We start from the raw sequence: 14,854 nt of genomic DNA, 5'->3' as shown, positions 1-14,854 counted from the left end.
TTACGCATGGTTGGTCCCTCCGATGGCGGTGCCGGGGTTGACGTATGCGACCCAGGCGTCTGGTGTGATGTCTTTGTCGGTGATGTCGCTGAGGCGGTCGCTGATGTGCTGTGTGTCGTGCATGACGACGGCCTGCACCTTGGCTGCTTCGGTGATGCGGGCTTTGGCGTCGGCCAGTTCGGGTCGTGCGGACACTGCGGCTTTGACTACTGCGTCTGCGTTGGGGATGCCGTGCCCTGCGAGGAACGATGGCATCTCGTCGATCAGGGTTCGCAGGGTGTTCGGGTCGGCGGTGGCTACCCGGCGGGTGAGTTCGTCGGTCAGCTTCATCGGGTCGAGGTTGGTGAGCTCCCGCTGCATCCGTTCCCAGGTCTTGGTGGCGCGTGTCTCGGCGAGGAGCTGTTCGTTGGTGTCACCCGTGATAGCCGTGAGGCCTGCGTATGCCCGGTCATAATCGGACTGCGCATCAGCCACGAAACTGTTGGCATCGTTGAGGATGGCGTCGAGCTTCGCCTTACGCGCCTGGGTCTCGGTGGACGTCTGCTCCTTCACGTAGTCCGGGGCTACCTTCTTGCTTCTCACTGCGTCCCGCCATTCGCGGGAGAGCGCATCGTGTCCGCTGATGATGTCGGCGAACTGGTTGTGCAGGTCTGCGGTGTAGTCGGAGAGGTTCTTGCGGTTCATGTTCCAGCCTTTCTGGGTGGCGGTCTTGGTGATTGCGTCGGCGAGGATCTTGTCGCCGGCCACGGTTGCACGGTTGTGCAGGGCGATCGCGTCGTTCATGGTCCTGAGCTGCATCGCGGTTTCGACAGCCTTCTGCTCGCGTGCGGCCTGTGCTTGCTGTTCGGCTTCGCGGCGGGCTTGCCGACGCGCCTGGTAGTCGCTGAGCGCGTTCCACCCGTTCCTTTCGGCGAGCGCTTCGAGCTCCCGGATCTCACGGCGGTGGGTTTCCGGCATCACGATGTGCAAGGCCTTGTACTCCTTGAGGGCTTCGGCTTCGGTGGTGGGGGCGGCAGTGGGTTGCGGGTGATGCTGTTCGTATTCCTGGCGTGCATAGTGCGCTTGGGCGCTGTCCATCCATCGGGTCATGCGTGGTTCTCTTTCTTCTGCTCGGTCCAGTCGTGTGGCTCTTGAAGTGCACCGACAGCGGCGAGCTGTGAGTAGTAGGCGTTGAGTTCGCGTGCGAACGCGATCGGGTCGTCCCACGCGTTTGCCATCGCGTGAAAGTTGATGGGCTTAGGTGCGGGGGTTCCCATGACACTCCTTCCGGTTCAGCCAGGGGCAGGTGTCGTCGTGGACGACGGCTGCGGTGTAGACGTTTGGCGCGAGCTCGACCATTTCTGTCTCGCTGTTGCAGTCAGGGCACACGATTAGGTGCGGGAGCGCTTCCCCGAATGTGCCGTTCATGCCGCGTCTCCACCCCACGGTGCTGGCGAGATGTCGACGAGATCGGCGCGTTCGAGGATCGCGAGTCGGTGGTCCGAGTAGGACGGCGGGTCGTCACTGTTGGTCGAAGGCGTCACGAAGGTGTCCAAGGTGTCGCCTTCGTGAGACGTGGCACCTTGGACACCTTCGGTGACGCCTTCGTACGAAATCGCCCAAACCCAGCCGGACCCGAATCCTGACTTCTGCGACTCGATGCGAGGGTCACGGCATCGGCGGCGCGCGTTCTTGAGGTCCGTGTCACTGAATCCGGCTGCTCTACCGGCTTTGAGCACGTCGGCGGCGGCAGCCTCCTTTTCGACTCGTCCACGGAGGTAGTCGAGGAGGAAGGCCTGGGCGGCGTTACGGTCGTCCGGTGCATCGGCGTCCGTGGTGCGATTGATGATGTCACTCACAGTTACATCGGTGTCTCCGAGGAACTGGACAGACCCGACCTGCGTCTCCGCACCGTCGTCTGTGCTCACCGTCATCGAGACGAGGTTGAACGCGAACGACGCCCCTCGCTCCTGTGAGTAGTTCGACTTGTCGACGGTGACGACTCTCTGTCCTGTCTCCTCATCAGTCGCGAACAGCAGTACCGAACGAACCGCGTCGCGGAATCCGTGGGAGCCGGAGAGCTTGTCAGAGGCGTTGCCACCGCCCTTGTTGAAGTGCATGATCCCGATGACGGCGATGTCGAGTTCCTGCGCCAGGGAGGTCAGCGGGTCTAGCGCTCGACGTACGTCCGCAACCTTGTAGAGGTCGCCGCCGATAGTCGACGTGATCGGGTCGATGATGAGCAACCGCGCACCCGTGGCGTGCACGGCTTCCCGGATGAGGGTGATGTCGAGCGGCAAGGCCGGGATCGTCTCCGCGGTGATCTCGTCGATGGTGGTTTCCACGGCAAGTCGGTGCACAGCGTCCAGGTCCGCACCGGTTCCGAGGAGACGGGGGTTCATCACGGTGGCCCAGTCGTCCTCGTGACTGACGATCAGTACGTCGGCTTTGACCCCTGTGAGGTCACCGACGAGTTCACCTCGGTTCAGTTGCGCGGCGAGGTAGAGAGCGAACGTGGATTTGCCTTCCCCACCCCGGCCAGCGAACACGGTGGCGGTGCCGAGCGGGATCCGGTTCGCCCACAACCACCGTTGCCGGCGGGACGGGATCTTCGAGGCCGGCGTGAGCTGCAGGCGTCGTACTTCTTCGGTCGTCATGCGACCTCCCTCATGGTCTTTGAAGATGTCGGCAGAGTGATGGGCTGCCTGATGTTGTCGAGGCTGGCGAGGTAGATCCGCCACGCCTCGTCGAGCACGTCGTCCACGTCAGGACGGTCAGCGAGTTCCGCAGCCCGATCGAGACGGGCAAGCAGGTAGTCGAGCCGTTCTTTGTCGCCGAAGCTGCAGAGCCACAGCCGATCGGCGTCCAGCCGGAGGAGGCGCACTTCCTCGTCGCGGGACGAACGCCCGTGCTCGATCCCGATTCGGTAGAGCGTGTTCACGGCGTCGGGGAGCTGCCACAACCGGATCGATCCGTCAGCGATCCCCCACGCCCACCTGTCGAGCGTTCTCGCCGCCGTCGAACTGATCCGGAAATGGGAGAGGCCCACACCATCAGGTGCAGGCCTCTCGTAGGTCATGAGTCGACCTCTCGGAGTTGGTTTGCGATTTCTCGGAGCTTGTGTTGCTCCTCGATCTCGATCTGCTTCATGGCCTGGTAGGCGTTCATGTCGAGGTGCTGCACGATCGCAGCGGTCACGGCTCCATCCCCTGGAAGGCGTCATCCACGGCATACGACCGACACAGCGAACGGCCCTCTGCACGAGCGCGACACTGCTCACAGAACACCTCGGCGATACGACCAGCTTCGAACCGGATCGTCCATTCCGCCGCCGCCTCGAAGAACGTTTCCTCCGTCACGGTGAGCATGTTCGGGCAGCGGGAGCACAGCAAGCAGTCCTGAGCCGTGGCCATCATGCGGCCACCTCCACCAGGTTGTTGGCGCGCCGACATTCCTCGGCGGCCCACTGCAGATCGTTCACCAGAGACGCGACCTGAGTCGGCGTAGCCTCGCTGAACTCGGTTGTCACGAGGTCGACGAACCACGACGAATTGGCTTCCAACGCGTTCTTGTTGACCTCGATGACGTAGCTGGCGTACTTGCCTACCTCCTTCTCAACGTGGTCGAGGGTGTGGAAGGTGCTCTCGTCCGTGTGCCACCGTTCGATGCACCGGCTTTCGCTGCAGAAGAACACTCTCGGCGACGGGTCCGCGTGGTCGAACGGGTCCGCATAGCGCCTCGAATTGAAGACCAGCTTGAAGGTGCGGTCATCCGCCCACGCTTCGTCGACCTTCTCCCAGTGCTTGCGCTTCTTCCCCTCGGCAACGTCCTCGACGACTCCGATGAGGTTGAGCAAGTCCTTCTCGTTGGCACCCTTGTAGGTGGTGATGACGAACGACCTCGTGCCTTTGCGCATCTTCAGGAGTACGCCGCCACCCCGGCGATGCCAGGAACCATCCGGCGCACGCCATACGCGAACGCGATTGCCGATCGAGGTCTCCCGAACGATAACTGGCATCTGTGCGAGGTCGTCGCCTCCGAAGACGTCTGCCAGGTCAACCAGGCGGCGTCCCGAGGGGGCCTTCTTCGGATTCTGGTTTGTGAAGACGGTGTGACCTTCGGGTTCTGACTGGATGTCGATCCGCGAATCCGCGGCGATCGTTCCCGGCAGGGCCGCCTTCGCCCGCGCCTTGCGGGCCTTCTTTTCGGTCGTCTTGTCGTCTACACTGGTCATATCAGTTCTCCTTCGTGATGGTTGGGTTCTGGTTCTCGCCCCGGGCCGCTGCAACGGTTGACGGGGCGATTTTCTTGCGACCCCAGATGTGCCCCTTCCGGGACATCCGGTAGTCAAGGGCCCTGAGGAAGGGGCGGATCGTCTCTATGTCGAGATGGACGGTCGCCCCGCTTTCCCAGGTGATCTGCACCGACCGGCCCGTGAGGTTCCGCACAGCGGTCTCACCCGTTGGGTCCCGGTAGGTCAGGGGGTAGTAGTCGCGCGAAGACTCTGCGCCACTGAGGTTTGTGGTCATCAGGCCTCCTCAAACGCCTCCGCAATGTAGGACTCCACGTCCGACTCCCGGAAGCAGATGCGACCACCGATCTTCGCGTGCTTGGGGGCGGTTCCGTTTTGGAGCATCCAGCGAATCTGAGCGGGCGAGCGGCGCAGGCGCTCCGCCACTTCGTTGACAAATAGCAGCTTCACTGCGCTTGGCTGCTCGGCGGTCAGTGACATGTGGCCCCTTCCATTGAGTGTCAGTGCTACGTCAAGCACCTGCCACCGAAATTACTCCCATGTCCGTACGTTGTCAAACACCTGCCGCATCCGCCATCATGGGTGTCATGTACGCGATTGAGGCCACGGATCCGGATGGACAGCCCCTGGACTGGAGCAAGTCAGTTGGGCTGAACATCGGCATCGGCGTCGCTCCGGAGATACATGCAGTCGTTTACATGGGCGATCGGGACGATGACTATCTGCCTGCGGTACATATCCGACTGCTGTTCCGCTTCTCGGAGGGGCGCTATATACCGACATTTGTCGGCTACGAAGCGCCGGATGTAGATGGAACGGACTTGCGGTCTGTACGCGTGAATGAGATGGTCCAGCTTGTTGCGAGCCATGGCATATTCGTCAAGCTCGACCGCGACGACCCGCCCGGTAGCTTGGCTCACGCATATGGCTCCGAGGGAATGCCATCGTTCACGCACGGCAACCTTGCCAAGACGGTGAAGGATGAAGGGCCGAACGGGCGAGTTCTCAAGCACGTGGTGTTTACCTACCAGCTTGCGCAGGTCGCGTCGCAGCCTCCGGTTAAAGCGGTCCAGAAGGCCTTCGGCCTAACTGAGCGGACAGCTGCGCGCTGGATCGCAAAGGCCAAGCAAGCAGGACTCATGGTGCGGCCGTCTGTACCGGGGTGGGAACACCTGGCAGAGTCTTCAGACTTCATTCGCGAACGGGTGGACCGAGGCGAGGGACTGATCCGGCGTTTCAATCCAGATGAACATCAGGGAGCGGACTTTGGCGAGCATCAAGCAGAGGACTAATGGCTCCTGGCGAGCACGCTACCGCGACGACGCAGGCAAGGAGCATGCGCGGCATTTCAAGACGAAGCGCGAGGGCAGTGCATGGCTTGTCGAGCAGACATCGGCGGTCGCGCAGGGAACGCACCTAGCTCCGGCGCGGGCTCGAACGACTCTTGCCGAGTGGGCTGATACCTGGATCCAGGGCTATGAGCGGAACCGGGCATCAACCGTGCGCCAGGCGAGAACTCACCTCGCGGTGATCAAGGCAGATCTGGGGCATCGCCCGATTCGCTCTGTACGCCCGTCTGAAGTCCGTTCTTGGGTTGTCGGGCTCTCGGGTAGGGGATACGCCCCCAGCTACGCGTACGCCCTGCATGCGCGCCTCTCGCAGCTGTTCACGGACGCGATGCACGACGGGCTCGTCGTGAAGAACCCGTGCAGTCGGAAGACATCGCCGAAGGGTGCGAAACAGCGCCCCTATGTCGCGACGACGGAGCAGGTCTGGGCGCTTTACGACGCGCTGCCGGATCACTTCCGCCCGGTCGTGCTGCTCGGTGCGTTCGCGGGGCTGAGGGTAGCGGAGATCGCGGCGCTGCGGGTCGAGGATGTCGACTTCATGCGAGGAGTGATCACTCCCGCGATCCAGTACCCAGCGGAGCCGCTGAAGACTGAGGAGTCGAAGAACCCGATCCCGATCCCAACGGACCTCGCACTCATGCTGAACGCGAACCCGGTCACGTTCAGGAGCAAGACCATCGTCGTCGGCGTCTTCGGGCGGCCTGTCGCTCCGTACACGATCGAAGCCGCGTGGCGGGATGCCCGCGGCAAGGTGAAGGGTCTGCCCGAGGACTTCCGGATCCATGATCTCCGGCACTACTTCGCGTCGCTGCTAATCGCCGCCGGGCTCGACATCAAGACTGTCCAGGCGCGACTGCGGCACGCCTCGGCAAAGACGACGCTCGACACGTACGGCCACCTCTGGCCCGACCGCGACGAATCCTCGCGGACTGCGGTCGCGGCCGTCCTGGAAGCACGAAAGAACCCGCCTCAGCCGGGGGATGCTGAGACGGGTTCTTGAAATTTTGCGGACTGTCTGCGGACTAGCCCCAGTCTTGCCGCGATATCTCGCTACACCCCGTAGTAGAGCTCGAACTCGTACGGGTGCGGGCGCTGGGCCATCGGGAGGATCTCGTTGTTGTACTTGTACGAGATCCAGGTCTCGATGAGCTCCTCGGTGAACACGCCGCCCTCGAGCAGGAAGGCGTGGTCGGCGCGGAGCGCCTCGAGCGAGTCCAGCAGGGAGTTCGGCACCTGCGGGATGTTCTTGGCCTCCTCCGGGGGAAGCTCGTAGAGGTCCTTGTCGATGGGCTCGAGCGGCTCGATGCGGTTGCGGATGCCGTCGAGGCCGGCCATGAGCTGCGCGGCGAACGCGAGGTACGGGTTGCCCGAGGCGTCCGGAACGCGGAACTCGATGCGCTTGGCCTTCGGGTTGGAACCCGTGAGCGGGATGCGGATCGCGGCCGAGCGGTTTCCGGCGGAGTAGGCCAGGTTGACCGGCGCCTCGAAGTGCTTCACCAGACGGTGGTAGCTGTTCAGCGTCGGGTTGGTGAAGGCGAGCACGGCGTGCGCGTGCTTGAGGAGACCACCGATGTACCAGCGCGCGGTGTCGCTGAGCTGGCCGTAGCCGTTCTCGTCGAAGAACAGCGGCTTGCCGTCCAGCCACAGGGACTGGTGCGTGTGCATGCCGGATCCGTTGTCGCCGAACAGCGGCTTCGGCATGAACGTGACCGTCTTGCCCCACTCCTCGGCGGTGTTCTTGATGATGTACTTGAACTTCAGGATGTCGTCGGCCGCGTGCACCATGGTGTCGAAGCGGTAGTTGATCTCCTGCTGACCGGCGGTGCCGACCTCGTGGTGCGAGCGCTCGAGGTGGAAGCCCGCTTCGATCAGGTTCAGCGTCATGTGGTCGCGCAGATCGGCGGTCTTGTCCACCGGAGCGACGGGGAAGTAGCCGCCCTTGAACGGCGTCTTGTTGCCGAGGTTGCCGCCCTCCTCCTCGCGGCCGCTGTTCCACGCGGCCTCCTCGGAGTCGACCTTGTAGAAGCTCTCGCCCGCCGTGACGGAGTAGCGCACGTCGTCGAAGATGTAGAACTCGGCCTCGGGGGCGAAGTAGGCGGTGTCGGCGATGCCGGTCGATGCGAGATACTTCTCAGCCTTCTTGGCGACCTGACGCGGGTCCTTGCTGTAGATCTCGCCCGTGCGCGGGTTGTAGATGTCGAACAGCATGACGAGCGTGCTGGCCTCGCGGAACTGGTCGATGTAGGCGGTGGTCACGTCCGGGATGAGCTGCATGTCCGACTCGTGGATCGACGCGAAGCCGCGGATCGAGGAGCCGTCGAAGAGCTGACCGTTGACGAAGAAGTCCTCGTCGACCGTCGCTGCGGGGATGTTGAAGTGCTGCTGCACGCCGGGCAGGTCGGTGAAGCGGATGTCGAGGAACTTGACGTCGTTGTCGCGGATGTACGCGAGAACGTCGGCGGGGGTGGTGAACATGCATCAACTCCTGGAGGAACGGGTGCGGTCGAGCGACCTGCAAGCAGGTTACGAGGAGGGGATGACGTGATCGTGTCTGGAATGTTTCGGGCGTGTTACGCCTCAGGGGTCTGCTGCGATCTCGCCGAAGGATCCTTCCCGTGTTTCGTCGTGTGGCCATGGATGACGGAGCGTGTCGCTTTCGCGAGCGGCGGAGGCGCCGACGATGGTTCGATCCTGGGCATGACAACGCACCGAGTGAACCGCCTCCTTTCCGCCCTCGCCGTGACGGCCGTCGGGATGATGGCGCTCGCCGGCTGCGCGCCCGGATCCGCCTCGGCATCGTCGTCCTCCTCCGATGCGAAGCACATCGTGATCGGCGCCGACGACGGGAACGAGCAGTACTGGACCATCCTGAAGGGCAAGCTCAAGGCCGAGGGCATCGACCTCGAGGTGCGCACCCTCAACGACGGCGTGCAGCTGAACCAGGGCGTCCAGGACGGCGCGCTGGATGCGAACCTGTTCCAGCATCTGATCTTCCTGTCGCAGTTCAACGTCAAGAACGGCGGCACGCTGGTGCCGGTGGGGGCGACCGCGGTCTATCCGCTCGCGCTCTACTCGGAGAAGTACCACGACGTGAAGGACCTGCCCGCGGGCGCCACGGTCGCCGTTCCGAACAACCCGACCAATCTGGCTCGCGCGCTGCTCAACCTGCAGAAGGCCGGCCTGCTCACGCTCAAGGACGGCGGCAGCGCGCTGGCCACTCCGGGCGACGTGCTGACCTCGTCGATCACACTCAAGCCGGTCGACGCCAACCAGACGGTCACCGCGCTCAAGGACGGCAGCGCTCAGGCCGCAGTGGTGAACAACACCCAGGCGCAGAAGGGCGGCCTCGGCGACGACCTGATCGTCTTCAAGGAGAACCTGGACGATCCGCAGCTGGCCCCGTACATCAACGTGTTCGTCACCCGCGCCGACAAGAAGGACGACCCGCGCTGGGCGAAGCTCGTGGAGGCCTACCACTCGCCGGAGGTCGAGGCGGCCGTGACGGCGCTCAACCAGAAGAACCTGAAGTTCCAGACGAGCTGGACGGCGGCGAAGCTGGGGGAGGAGCTCACCTCGCTGCAGACCGCGCTCAAGGCCAAGGGCTGAGCGGGATGGCATCGGTCATCTCGTTCGACGCCGTCTCCAAGGCGTATCCCGCCGGAGGCTCGGGGCGATCCCGGGCCTCCGGCGGGTTCGTCGCCGTGGAGGATGCGAGCTTCACGGTCGAGCCCGGCTCGATCGTCGGCGTGATCGGCTACTCCGGCGCCGGCAAGTCGACGCTCGTGCGGCTCATCAACGGCCTGGAGCGACCGTCCTCCGGCGCCGTGAGCGTGCTCGGCGTGGATGTGGGCAGCGCCTCCACGGCGGAGCTGCGGGGTCTGCGCGGGCGCATCGGCATGATCTTCCAGCAGTTCAACCTCTTCCACGCGCGCACGGTGCGCGGCAATGTCGCGTACCCGCTGCGGGTCGCCGGCTGGAGCAGGGCCGACATCGACGCACGGGTCACCGAGCTCCTGGACTTCGTCGGCCTCACCGACAAGGCGGGTCAGCGGCCGCGCCGGCTCTCCGGCGGGCAGAAGCAGCGGGTCGGCATCGCACGCGCCATCGCGACGAGCCCTGAACTGCTGCTCGCGGACGAGGCGACCAGCGCACTGGATCCGCAGACCACCGCCGAGGTGCTGGATCTGCTCCGCGAGATCAATCGCCGTCTGGGTATCACCATGGTGGTCATCACGCATCAGATCTCGATCGTGCACGAACTGTGCGATCGGGTCATCGTGATGGACCAGGGGAGGATCGTCGATCACGGCGACACCTATCGGGTGTTCGCACATCCTCGTGCCGCGCTGACCGCGCGCTTCGTCGACGCGGTCACCCAGGGGGTGCCCCAGGGCGAGACGCGGGAGGCGCTCAGGGTACGAGGGGGCGAGCTGCTCAGCGTCGACGTGAACGAGGTCACGAGCGACGACGTCACGGCCGTGCTGGACCGCCACGGCGTACGAGGCACGGTGGTCTACGGCGGCGTGACGGACATCCGGGGTCAGCAGCTCGGCACTCTCACGTACCGGATCGACGCCGACCGTGCTGTCGTCGCACGGATCGCGGTGGAGCTCTCGGCGCGAACGCGGGCCGTGCTGCTCGAGGACGACCGGGTGGTCGAAGACGCCGTGCCGACGCCAGGGGATCCTCGATGAGCGTCGTCTCCGCCGCGCACCCGGCGCTCCTCGTGCCGTCGTCGGACTGGGGATCCCTCGCGCCGGTTCTCCTCCAGTCGGTGCAGGAGACGGTTGTCATGGTCGTCGTCACGCTCGTGATCGGAGGCCTCGCCGGTCTCCTCCTGGGCGCGCTGCTGTACGCGACCCGCCCGGGGAACCTGTTCCAGAACACGGTGCTGTTCCACGCGCTGAACCTCATGGTGAACCTGATCCGACCGATCCCGTTCATCATCTTCCTGACGGCGGTCGCTCCCGTGACGAAGGCGGTGGTGGGTTCGACGCTCGGCACCGCCGCGGCGATCGTTCCGATGACGATCATGGCCGCGGTCGTGATCGGGCGCGTGGTGGAGCAGAACCTGGTCGCGGTGGATCCCGGCATCGTGGAGGCAGCGAGCGCGATCGGCGCCCGCCGGATCTCGATCCTGTTCACGGTCGTCATCCCGGAGGCGCTCGCGCCGCTGATCCTCGGATACACCTTCATGTTCATCGCCGTCGTCGACATGTCGGCGATGGCCGGGTACATCGGGGGAGGCGGGCTGGGCAACTTCGCAATCCTGTACGGGTACCAGCAGTTCGATTCGCAGGCCACCTGGGTCACGGTGGCGATCATCGTCGTGATCGTGCAGGCGGGACAGTTCTTCGGGAACAGGCTGGCGCAGAGGATCCTGAACCGCTGAGGGGCGCTCCCCGCCCGGCCGATGCCGGGCGGGGAGCGGGTGCGCGAGCCGCGGATGGGGCAGGGTGCGGGCGGGCCGTGAGGCGCGCGTCGCCTAGGCTGGAGGGATGTCCGACCCCGCGCAGACCTACCCCGGAGAACGCCTCGGCCTCCCCAAGACCGGCGCCGGCAGCGTCGGACGGATCGGCCGGCGCATCGCGGCTCTCGCGATCGACTACGCGGCGGCGTCGATCATTGCCGGCGCCTTCCTCGGGTTCCAGCAGTTCGCGTTCCCGAAAGAGGCGGGGATCACCCAGTTCGCGCCGATGATCGTGTTCGCGGTGCTGCAGATCCTGTTCATCCCGACGATCGGCGGCAGCCCCGGGCATCGCATCGTGGGCCTCCGCCTGGTCATGGTGAACGGCGCCTGGGTCGGCCTGTGGCGTCCGATCGTGCGCACCTTGCTGCTGGTCTTCGTGATCCCCGCGGTCATCTTCGACGCCGACCAGCGCGGCTTGCACGACAAGGCGGTCGGAACGGTCCTCATCCGCGCCTGAGGTCCGTCGCGCCACGGGCGCAGATCAGCGCGCGATCCGTGAGATGCCGTGATCTGCGAGGATGCGTTCATGCCTGCTGTGACCGTCCGCACCATGACCGACGCCGAGTGCGAAGCATGGTTGGATGAACTCGCGCGAGAGTACGCCGAGGACCAGGTCCTCGCAGGGCGGTGGCCGGCGGAGGGGGCGATCGCACGTGCCGCGGAGGAGAACGCCGAGCTGCTTCCCGACGGACCCGCCACGGATCGCATGCTGGTGCTGCGCGGCGTCGACGAGGCCGGCGCGCCGATCGGACGGGCCTGGGTGGCCCTGGACCACCCGAGAGGCGCGCCCGGCGTGGCCTTCCTGTACGACATCGAGGTGCTTCCCGAGCGGCGGGGCGAAGGCCTCGGCCGAGCGCTGCTGCAGGCGGTCGAGGCCGAGACACGCCGAGAGGGTGCGGACGCGCTCGAGCTGAACGTCTTCGGAGGCAACCGCACCGCGATCGCACTCTACGGATCCGCGGGCTACGACGTGGTCACGCAGCAGATGCGCAAGGCCCTGTAGCCGGGCTCAGGCGGCGGTGTGGCCCTGGTTGAGGCGCCGGAACGTCTTCGGGGCCTTGCCGCCCATGAACGAGCGCGCAGGATCGATCGTGAAGCCCTGACGCAGCGCCTCTCGGCCGATCAGCATCCGGAAGCCCATTTCGCTGCGGTTGCTGAGGGTGACCTCCGCGGTGACCCTGCGGCCGACCAGCACGAGGTCCAGCAGTACGACCAGACGGCTCTGCGCGTGCCCGGAGGACGAGCGCACGTCGCGGCGGTCGAACACGGGCAGTTCCACGGGGACGAGCTCGTGAGCGCCCTGCCACGGACGGACGTCGAACCGCACCCAGGGTGCGCCGTCGCGCTCGAACTCGCGGATGTGCTGCGCGTGCAGCGAGGAGCTGCGCGCGCCGGTGTCGACCTTCGCCTTGATCCAGGGGATTCCGACGTCAGGCAGGGACACCCACTCGCGCCACCCGATTAGGGTGCTTGAATGAGTAGGTCGGTCCACAACACACATCCTGGCAGGAAATCACCGTGAAGCTCGCCGTGCTCTCGCGCGCCCCGCACTCCTACTCGACCCAGCGCCTCCGTGCCGCCGCGATTCAGCGCGGCCATCAGATCAAGGTGCTGAATACCCTGCGCTTCGCGATCGACCTCACAGCGGATGAACCGGATCTGCATTTCCGTGGTCGCCGTCTGAGCGACTACGACGCGATCCTGCCGCGCATCGGCAACTCGATCACGTACTTCGGCACGGCCGTCGTCCGTCAGTTCGAGCAGATGGACGTCTACACGCCGAACACCGCGAACGGCATCTCCAGCGCCAGGGACAAGCTCCGCGCGAACCAGATCCTGTCCCGGCACAACATCGCGATGCCCCCCACCGCGTTCGTGCGCAACCGTGCCGACGTGCGTCCCGCGATCGAGCGGGTCGGCGGGGCGCCCGTCGTCATCAAGCTGCTCGAGGGCACGCAGGGGATCGGCGTCATCCTCGCCCCCCAGGTGAAGGTCGCCGAGGCGATCATCGAGACGCTGCACTCCACCAAGCAGAACGTGCTGATCCAGAAGTTCATCTCGGAGAGCCGAGGCAGGGACATCCGCGCGCTCGTGGTCGGCGACCGCGTGGTCGCGGCGATGCGGCGGGTCGCGAACGGCGACGAATTCCGCTCCAACGTGCATCGGGGCGGCACGGTCGAGGCCGTGCAGCTCGACCCGGTCTACGAGCAGACCGCCGTCCGCGCCGCGCAGATCATGGGACTGCGGGTGGCGGGCGTCGACATGCTGGAGGGCGAGAACGGCCCTCTGGTCATGGAGGTCAACTCCTCGCCGGGCCTGCAGGGCATCGAGGCGGCCACCGGGCTGGACGTGGCGGGCGCCATCATCGACTTCATCGCGAACCAGGTGAACTTCCCGGAGATCGACGTGCGCCAGCGCCTGAGCGTCTCCACCGGCTACGGGGTGGCCGAGCTCGTCATCCACGCCGGTGCCGAGCAGGTCGGCAAGCAGCTCGGCGAGCTCGGCCTGTGGGACCGCGACATCACGGTGCTCACGCTGCATCGCGGCGTCACCGTCATCCCGAACCCGCGCAAGCACGTCGTGCTCGAGGACGAGGACCGGTTGCTGTGCTTCGGCAAGCTCGACGAGATGCGGTCGATGATCCCGGAGCGTCGTCGCCGGCGTGCCAAGGTGCGCAAGCTCTCCAAGGAGCACATGCCTGAGTCGTCGTCCTGAGCGGACCTTCTCCGAAACGACGAGCGCCCGGCCCCACGAGGGGACCGGGCGCTCGTGGCGTCAGGGGCTCAGCGCGGACGCGGTGCGCGCGTCTTGAGCGGGTCGATGCCCTTGGGGATCGGCAGCGAGGCGACGGACTGGGAGACCGACTCCATGCGCTTGATCACGGCGGCCATGGTCGCGTTGTCGATGGCCTTGGGGAGCTTCTTGATGGTCTTGGAGAGCTTCTCGATCGAGACCTCGTCGTCGCCGTGACCGACGTAGAAGACATTCACCGGCACGCCCTGTGCCACGCGCATGGCCTTGGTCTTCTCGTCCTTGACGAGGCGGGTGAGGCGGCCGCGCGAACCCTCGGCGACGACCACGATTCCGCCGCGGCCGATCGCGCGGTACACCGCGTCCTGCGTCTTCGGGTTCACGCCCACGGGGACCTCGGATCCCTGCCAGCTGCGGCCGAGCGACGTGCTGATGACGTGGCCGGCGGCGCCGGGCATGCCATCGATCTTGCGGTACATCGCGGTCGTGGACAGGCGCGTCATCAGGAACATGGCGCCCAGCACACCCAGCAGCAGGCCGGTGATGCCCCACAGCACGAGGCTCCAGATCTGGAACGGGGGGATGAGGTAGCCGACGATCAGGCCGATGAGGACGCCGACGACCAGGAGCGCGATCTGCGCCCAGGGCAGCCACGGGTAGATCTCCCGGGTAAAGCGGAAGAGCGAGCGCAGCTGCGAGAAGAAGCCGGGCTGCTTCTCCGTCGCGGAGGGACTTTTTGCCATACCCTCCAGCCTACCGATTCTGCGGGCGTGTGACGGCGCGGAAGGGCACGCGCTGGGCGAACAGCTTCTTCCTCCACAGAATCCGTGAGATCCGGACTGCGCACGGATCACGCGACGACCGCATCGCGGAGGCGCCGCACGCGCTGGGATGGAGCCATGACCGGATCCAGCAGGGACCTCACCGTGGCGGGTGCCCATCGCACCATCCGAACGCTCGCCGAGGACGAGGGGCCGTTCGAGGGCGATCTCGTCACGCGCACGAGCGGCATGGCCGTGCGGGTGGACGCGGAGCGGCTGGGCGGGTGGGCGG

At 65.5% G+C, this 14,854-nt stretch carries 20 protein-coding genes; 8 read left to right on the top strand and 12 right to left on the bottom strand.

The genetic code is table 11. From position 1 onward, the window contains the following. The 9 genes from RS86_RS02320 to RS86_RS02290 form a co-directional block, all read right to left on the bottom strand. Complete coding sequence (locus RS86_RS02320; protein ID WP_152642040.1) at window positions 1–1,089, bottom strand: hypothetical protein; 1,089 nt, start codon at window positions 1,087–1,089, stop codon at window positions 1–3. Continuing rightward, window positions 1,086–1,256: a hypothetical protein gene (locus RS86_RS20565; protein ID WP_160299661.1), complete on the bottom strand. Its 171-nt coding sequence runs from the start codon at window positions 1,254–1,256 to the stop codon at window positions 1,086–1,088. Before RS86_RS20565 ends, RS86_RS02320 begins: the two co-directional genes overlap by 4 nt. Before the next feature lie 147 nt (window positions 1,257–1,403). Beyond that, window positions 1,404–2,636 carry an AAA family ATPase gene (locus tag RS86_RS02315; RefSeq protein WP_052680015.1) on the bottom strand — a complete coding sequence of 411 codons (1,233 nt, stop codon included), beginning with the start codon at window positions 2,634–2,636 and terminating at the stop codon, window positions 1,404–1,406. Then, the gene (locus RS86_RS02310; RefSeq protein ID WP_152642039.1) at window positions 2,633–2,941 is read right to left on the bottom strand and encodes a hypothetical protein; all 309 of its coding nucleotides are present in this window, start codon (window positions 2,939–2,941) and stop codon (window positions 2,633–2,635) included. Before RS86_RS02310 ends, RS86_RS02315 begins: the two co-directional genes overlap by 4 nt. Window positions 2,942–3,054: 113 nt before the next feature. Beyond that, on the bottom strand, window positions 3,055–3,177 hold the full coding sequence (locus tag RS86_RS21070; RefSeq protein WP_268747831.1) for a hypothetical protein: 123 nt from the start codon (window positions 3,175–3,177) through the stop codon (window positions 3,055–3,057). Next, window positions 3,174–3,395: a hypothetical protein gene (locus RS86_RS02305; protein ID WP_045270603.1), complete on the bottom strand. Its 222-nt coding sequence runs from the start codon at window positions 3,393–3,395 to the stop codon at window positions 3,174–3,176. Before RS86_RS02305 ends, RS86_RS21070 begins: the two co-directional genes overlap by 4 nt. Continuing rightward, window positions 3,392–4,213 (bottom strand): hypothetical protein, encoded by an 822-nt coding sequence (locus tag RS86_RS02300; RefSeq protein WP_045270602.1) that lies wholly within the window; start codon window positions 4,211–4,213, stop codon window positions 3,392–3,394. The genes RS86_RS02305 and RS86_RS02300 overlap by 4 nt, the downstream gene beginning before the upstream one ends. A gap of 1 nt (window position 4,214) precedes the next feature. Further along, the gene (locus tag RS86_RS02295) at window positions 4,215–4,508 is read right to left on the bottom strand and encodes a hypothetical protein (protein WP_045270601.1); all 294 of its coding nucleotides are present in this window, start codon (window positions 4,506–4,508) and stop codon (window positions 4,215–4,217) included. Beyond that, window positions 4,508–4,711, bottom strand: a complete 204-nt coding sequence (locus RS86_RS02290) for a helix-turn-helix transcriptional regulator (RefSeq protein WP_045270600.1) — start codon at window positions 4,709–4,711, stop codon at window positions 4,508–4,510. Before RS86_RS02290 ends, RS86_RS02295 begins: the two co-directional genes overlap by 1 nt. Window positions 4,712–4,818: 107 nt before the next feature. Here RS86_RS02290 and RS86_RS20270 point away from each other — a divergent pair, with 107 nt between their 5' ends. Further along, window positions 4,819–5,523 carry a hypothetical protein gene (locus tag RS86_RS20270; RefSeq protein ID WP_152642038.1) on the top strand — a complete coding sequence of 235 codons (705 nt, stop codon included), beginning with the start codon at window positions 4,819–4,821 and terminating at the stop codon, window positions 5,521–5,523. After that, window positions 5,477–6,580, top strand: coding sequence for a tyrosine-type recombinase/integrase (locus RS86_RS02280; RefSeq protein WP_045270598.1), 1,104 nt, complete (start codon window positions 5,477–5,479; stop codon window positions 6,578–6,580). Before RS86_RS20270 ends, RS86_RS02280 begins: the two co-directional genes overlap by 47 nt. Window positions 6,581–6,630: 50 nt before the next feature. Here the strand turns inward: RS86_RS02280 and glnA are convergent, their stop codons facing one another. After that, window positions 6,631–8,055 carry a type I glutamate--ammonia ligase gene (gene glnA, locus RS86_RS02275; RefSeq protein WP_045270597.1) on the bottom strand — a complete coding sequence of 475 codons (1,425 nt, stop codon included), beginning with the start codon at window positions 8,053–8,055 and terminating at the stop codon, window positions 6,631–6,633. Between the two features lie 222 nt (window positions 8,056–8,277). Here glnA and RS86_RS02270 point away from each other — a divergent pair, with 222 nt between their 5' ends. The 5 genes from RS86_RS02270 to RS86_RS02250 all read left to right on the top strand — a co-directional run bounded on the left by RS86_RS02270 (window position 8,278) and on the right by RS86_RS02250 (window position 12,053). Then, window positions 8,278–9,186 carry a MetQ/NlpA family ABC transporter substrate-binding protein gene (locus RS86_RS02270; RefSeq protein WP_052680022.1) on the top strand — a complete coding sequence of 303 codons (909 nt, stop codon included), beginning with the start codon at window positions 8,278–8,280 and terminating at the stop codon, window positions 9,184–9,186. A 5-nt stretch (window positions 9,187–9,191) separates the two neighbouring features. Further along, entirely contained in the window at window positions 9,192–10,274 is a 1,083-nt protein-coding gene (locus tag RS86_RS02265; protein ID WP_045270596.1) for a methionine ABC transporter ATP-binding protein, read from the top strand. Beyond that, window positions 10,271–10,972 (top strand): methionine ABC transporter permease, encoded by a 702-nt coding sequence (locus RS86_RS02260; protein ID WP_045270595.1) that lies wholly within the window; start codon window positions 10,271–10,273, stop codon window positions 10,970–10,972. Before RS86_RS02265 ends, RS86_RS02260 begins: the two co-directional genes overlap by 4 nt. Before the next feature lie 106 nt (window positions 10,973–11,078). Next, the gene (locus RS86_RS02255) at window positions 11,079–11,507 is read left to right on the top strand and encodes an RDD family protein (protein ID WP_045270594.1); all 429 of its coding nucleotides are present in this window, start codon (window positions 11,079–11,081) and stop codon (window positions 11,505–11,507) included. 69 nt (window positions 11,508–11,576) lie between these two features. Next, on the top strand, window positions 11,577–12,053 hold the full coding sequence (locus RS86_RS02250) for a GNAT family N-acetyltransferase (RefSeq protein ID WP_045270593.1): 477 nt from the start codon (window positions 11,577–11,579) through the stop codon (window positions 12,051–12,053). A gap of 6 nt (window positions 12,054–12,059) precedes the next feature. On the opposite strand, the gene RS86_RS02245 is transcribed toward RS86_RS02250, so the two are convergent. After that, window positions 12,060–12,551, bottom strand: a complete 492-nt coding sequence (locus tag RS86_RS02245; RefSeq protein WP_045270592.1) for an ATP-dependent zinc protease — start codon at window positions 12,549–12,551, stop codon at window positions 12,060–12,062. A gap of 17 nt (window positions 12,552–12,568) precedes the next feature. Here RS86_RS02245 and RS86_RS02240 point away from each other — a divergent pair, with 17 nt between their 5' ends. Beyond that, window positions 12,569–13,765, top strand: coding sequence for a RimK family alpha-L-glutamate ligase (locus RS86_RS02240; RefSeq protein WP_045270591.1), 1,197 nt, complete (start codon window positions 12,569–12,571; stop codon window positions 13,763–13,765). Between the two features lie 68 nt (window positions 13,766–13,833). Here RS86_RS02240 and RS86_RS02235 read toward each other — a convergent pair whose 3' ends face one another. Next, on the bottom strand, window positions 13,834–14,544 hold the full coding sequence (locus RS86_RS02235; RefSeq protein WP_045270590.1) for a DUF4191 domain-containing protein: 711 nt from the start codon (window positions 14,542–14,544) through the stop codon (window positions 13,834–13,836). Window positions 14,545–14,854 lie beyond the last annotated feature (310 nt).

The organism is Microbacterium azadirachtae (assembly GCF_000956505.1).
Taxonomy (GTDB): domain Bacteria; phylum Actinomycetota; class Actinomycetes; order Actinomycetales; family Microbacteriaceae; genus Microbacterium; species Microbacterium azadirachtae_A.
Note: the sequence above shows the minus strand (reverse complement) of the source record. Positions and strands in the feature narration are given on the sequence as shown.

Excerpts from the sequence above, each read along its gene's own strand:
- RS86_RS02320 (WP_152642040.1), bottom strand. The coding sequence starts at position 1,089 with ATGACCCGATGGATGGACAGCGCCCAAGCGCACTATGCACGCCAGGAA.
- RS86_RS20565 (WP_160299661.1), bottom strand. The coding sequence starts at position 1,256 with ATGGGAACCCCCGCACCTAAGCCCATCAACTTTCACGCGATGGCAAAC.
- RS86_RS02315 (WP_052680015.1), bottom strand. The coding sequence starts at position 2,636 with ATGACGACCGAAGAAGTACGACGCCTGCAGCTCACGCCGGCCTCGAAG.
- RS86_RS02305 (WP_045270603.1), bottom strand. The coding sequence starts at position 3,395 with ATGATGGCCACGGCTCAGGACTGCTTGCTGTGCTCCCGCTGCCCGAAC.
- RS86_RS02300 (WP_045270602.1), bottom strand. The coding sequence starts at position 4,213 with ATGACCAGTGTAGACGACAAGACGACCGAAAAGAAGGCCCGCAAGGCG.
- RS86_RS02295 (WP_045270601.1), bottom strand. The coding sequence starts at position 4,508 with ATGACCACAAACCTCAGTGGCGCAGAGTCTTCGCGCGACTACTACCCC.
- RS86_RS02290 (WP_045270600.1), bottom strand. The coding sequence starts at position 4,711 with ATGTCACTGACCGCCGAGCAGCCAAGCGCAGTGAAGCTGCTATTTGTC.
- RS86_RS20270 (WP_152642038.1), top strand. The coding sequence starts at position 4,819 with ATGTACGCGATTGAGGCCACGGATCCGGATGGACAGCCCCTGGACTGG.
- RS86_RS02280 (WP_045270598.1), top strand. The coding sequence starts at position 5,477 with ATGAACATCAGGGAGCGGACTTTGGCGAGCATCAAGCAGAGGACTAAT.
- glnA (WP_045270597.1), bottom strand. The coding sequence starts at position 8,055 with ATGTTCACCACCCCCGCCGACGTTCTCGCGTACATCCGCGACAACGAC.
- RS86_RS02270 (WP_052680022.1), top strand. The coding sequence starts at position 8,278 with ATGACAACGCACCGAGTGAACCGCCTCCTTTCCGCCCTCGCCGTGACG.
- RS86_RS02265 (WP_045270596.1), top strand. The coding sequence starts at position 9,192 with ATGGCATCGGTCATCTCGTTCGACGCCGTCTCCAAGGCGTATCCCGCC.
- RS86_RS02260 (WP_045270595.1), top strand. The coding sequence starts at position 10,271 with ATGAGCGTCGTCTCCGCCGCGCACCCGGCGCTCCTCGTGCCGTCGTCG.
- RS86_RS02255 (WP_045270594.1), top strand. The coding sequence starts at position 11,079 with ATGTCCGACCCCGCGCAGACCTACCCCGGAGAACGCCTCGGCCTCCCC.
- RS86_RS02250 (WP_045270593.1), top strand. The coding sequence starts at position 11,577 with ATGCCTGCTGTGACCGTCCGCACCATGACCGACGCCGAGTGCGAAGCA.
- RS86_RS02245 (WP_045270592.1), bottom strand. The coding sequence starts at position 12,551 with ATGTGTGTTGTGGACCGACCTACTCATTCAAGCACCCTAATCGGGTGG.
- RS86_RS02235 (WP_045270590.1), bottom strand. The coding sequence starts at position 14,544 with ATGGCAAAAAGTCCCTCCGCGACGGAGAAGCAGCCCGGCTTCTTCTCG.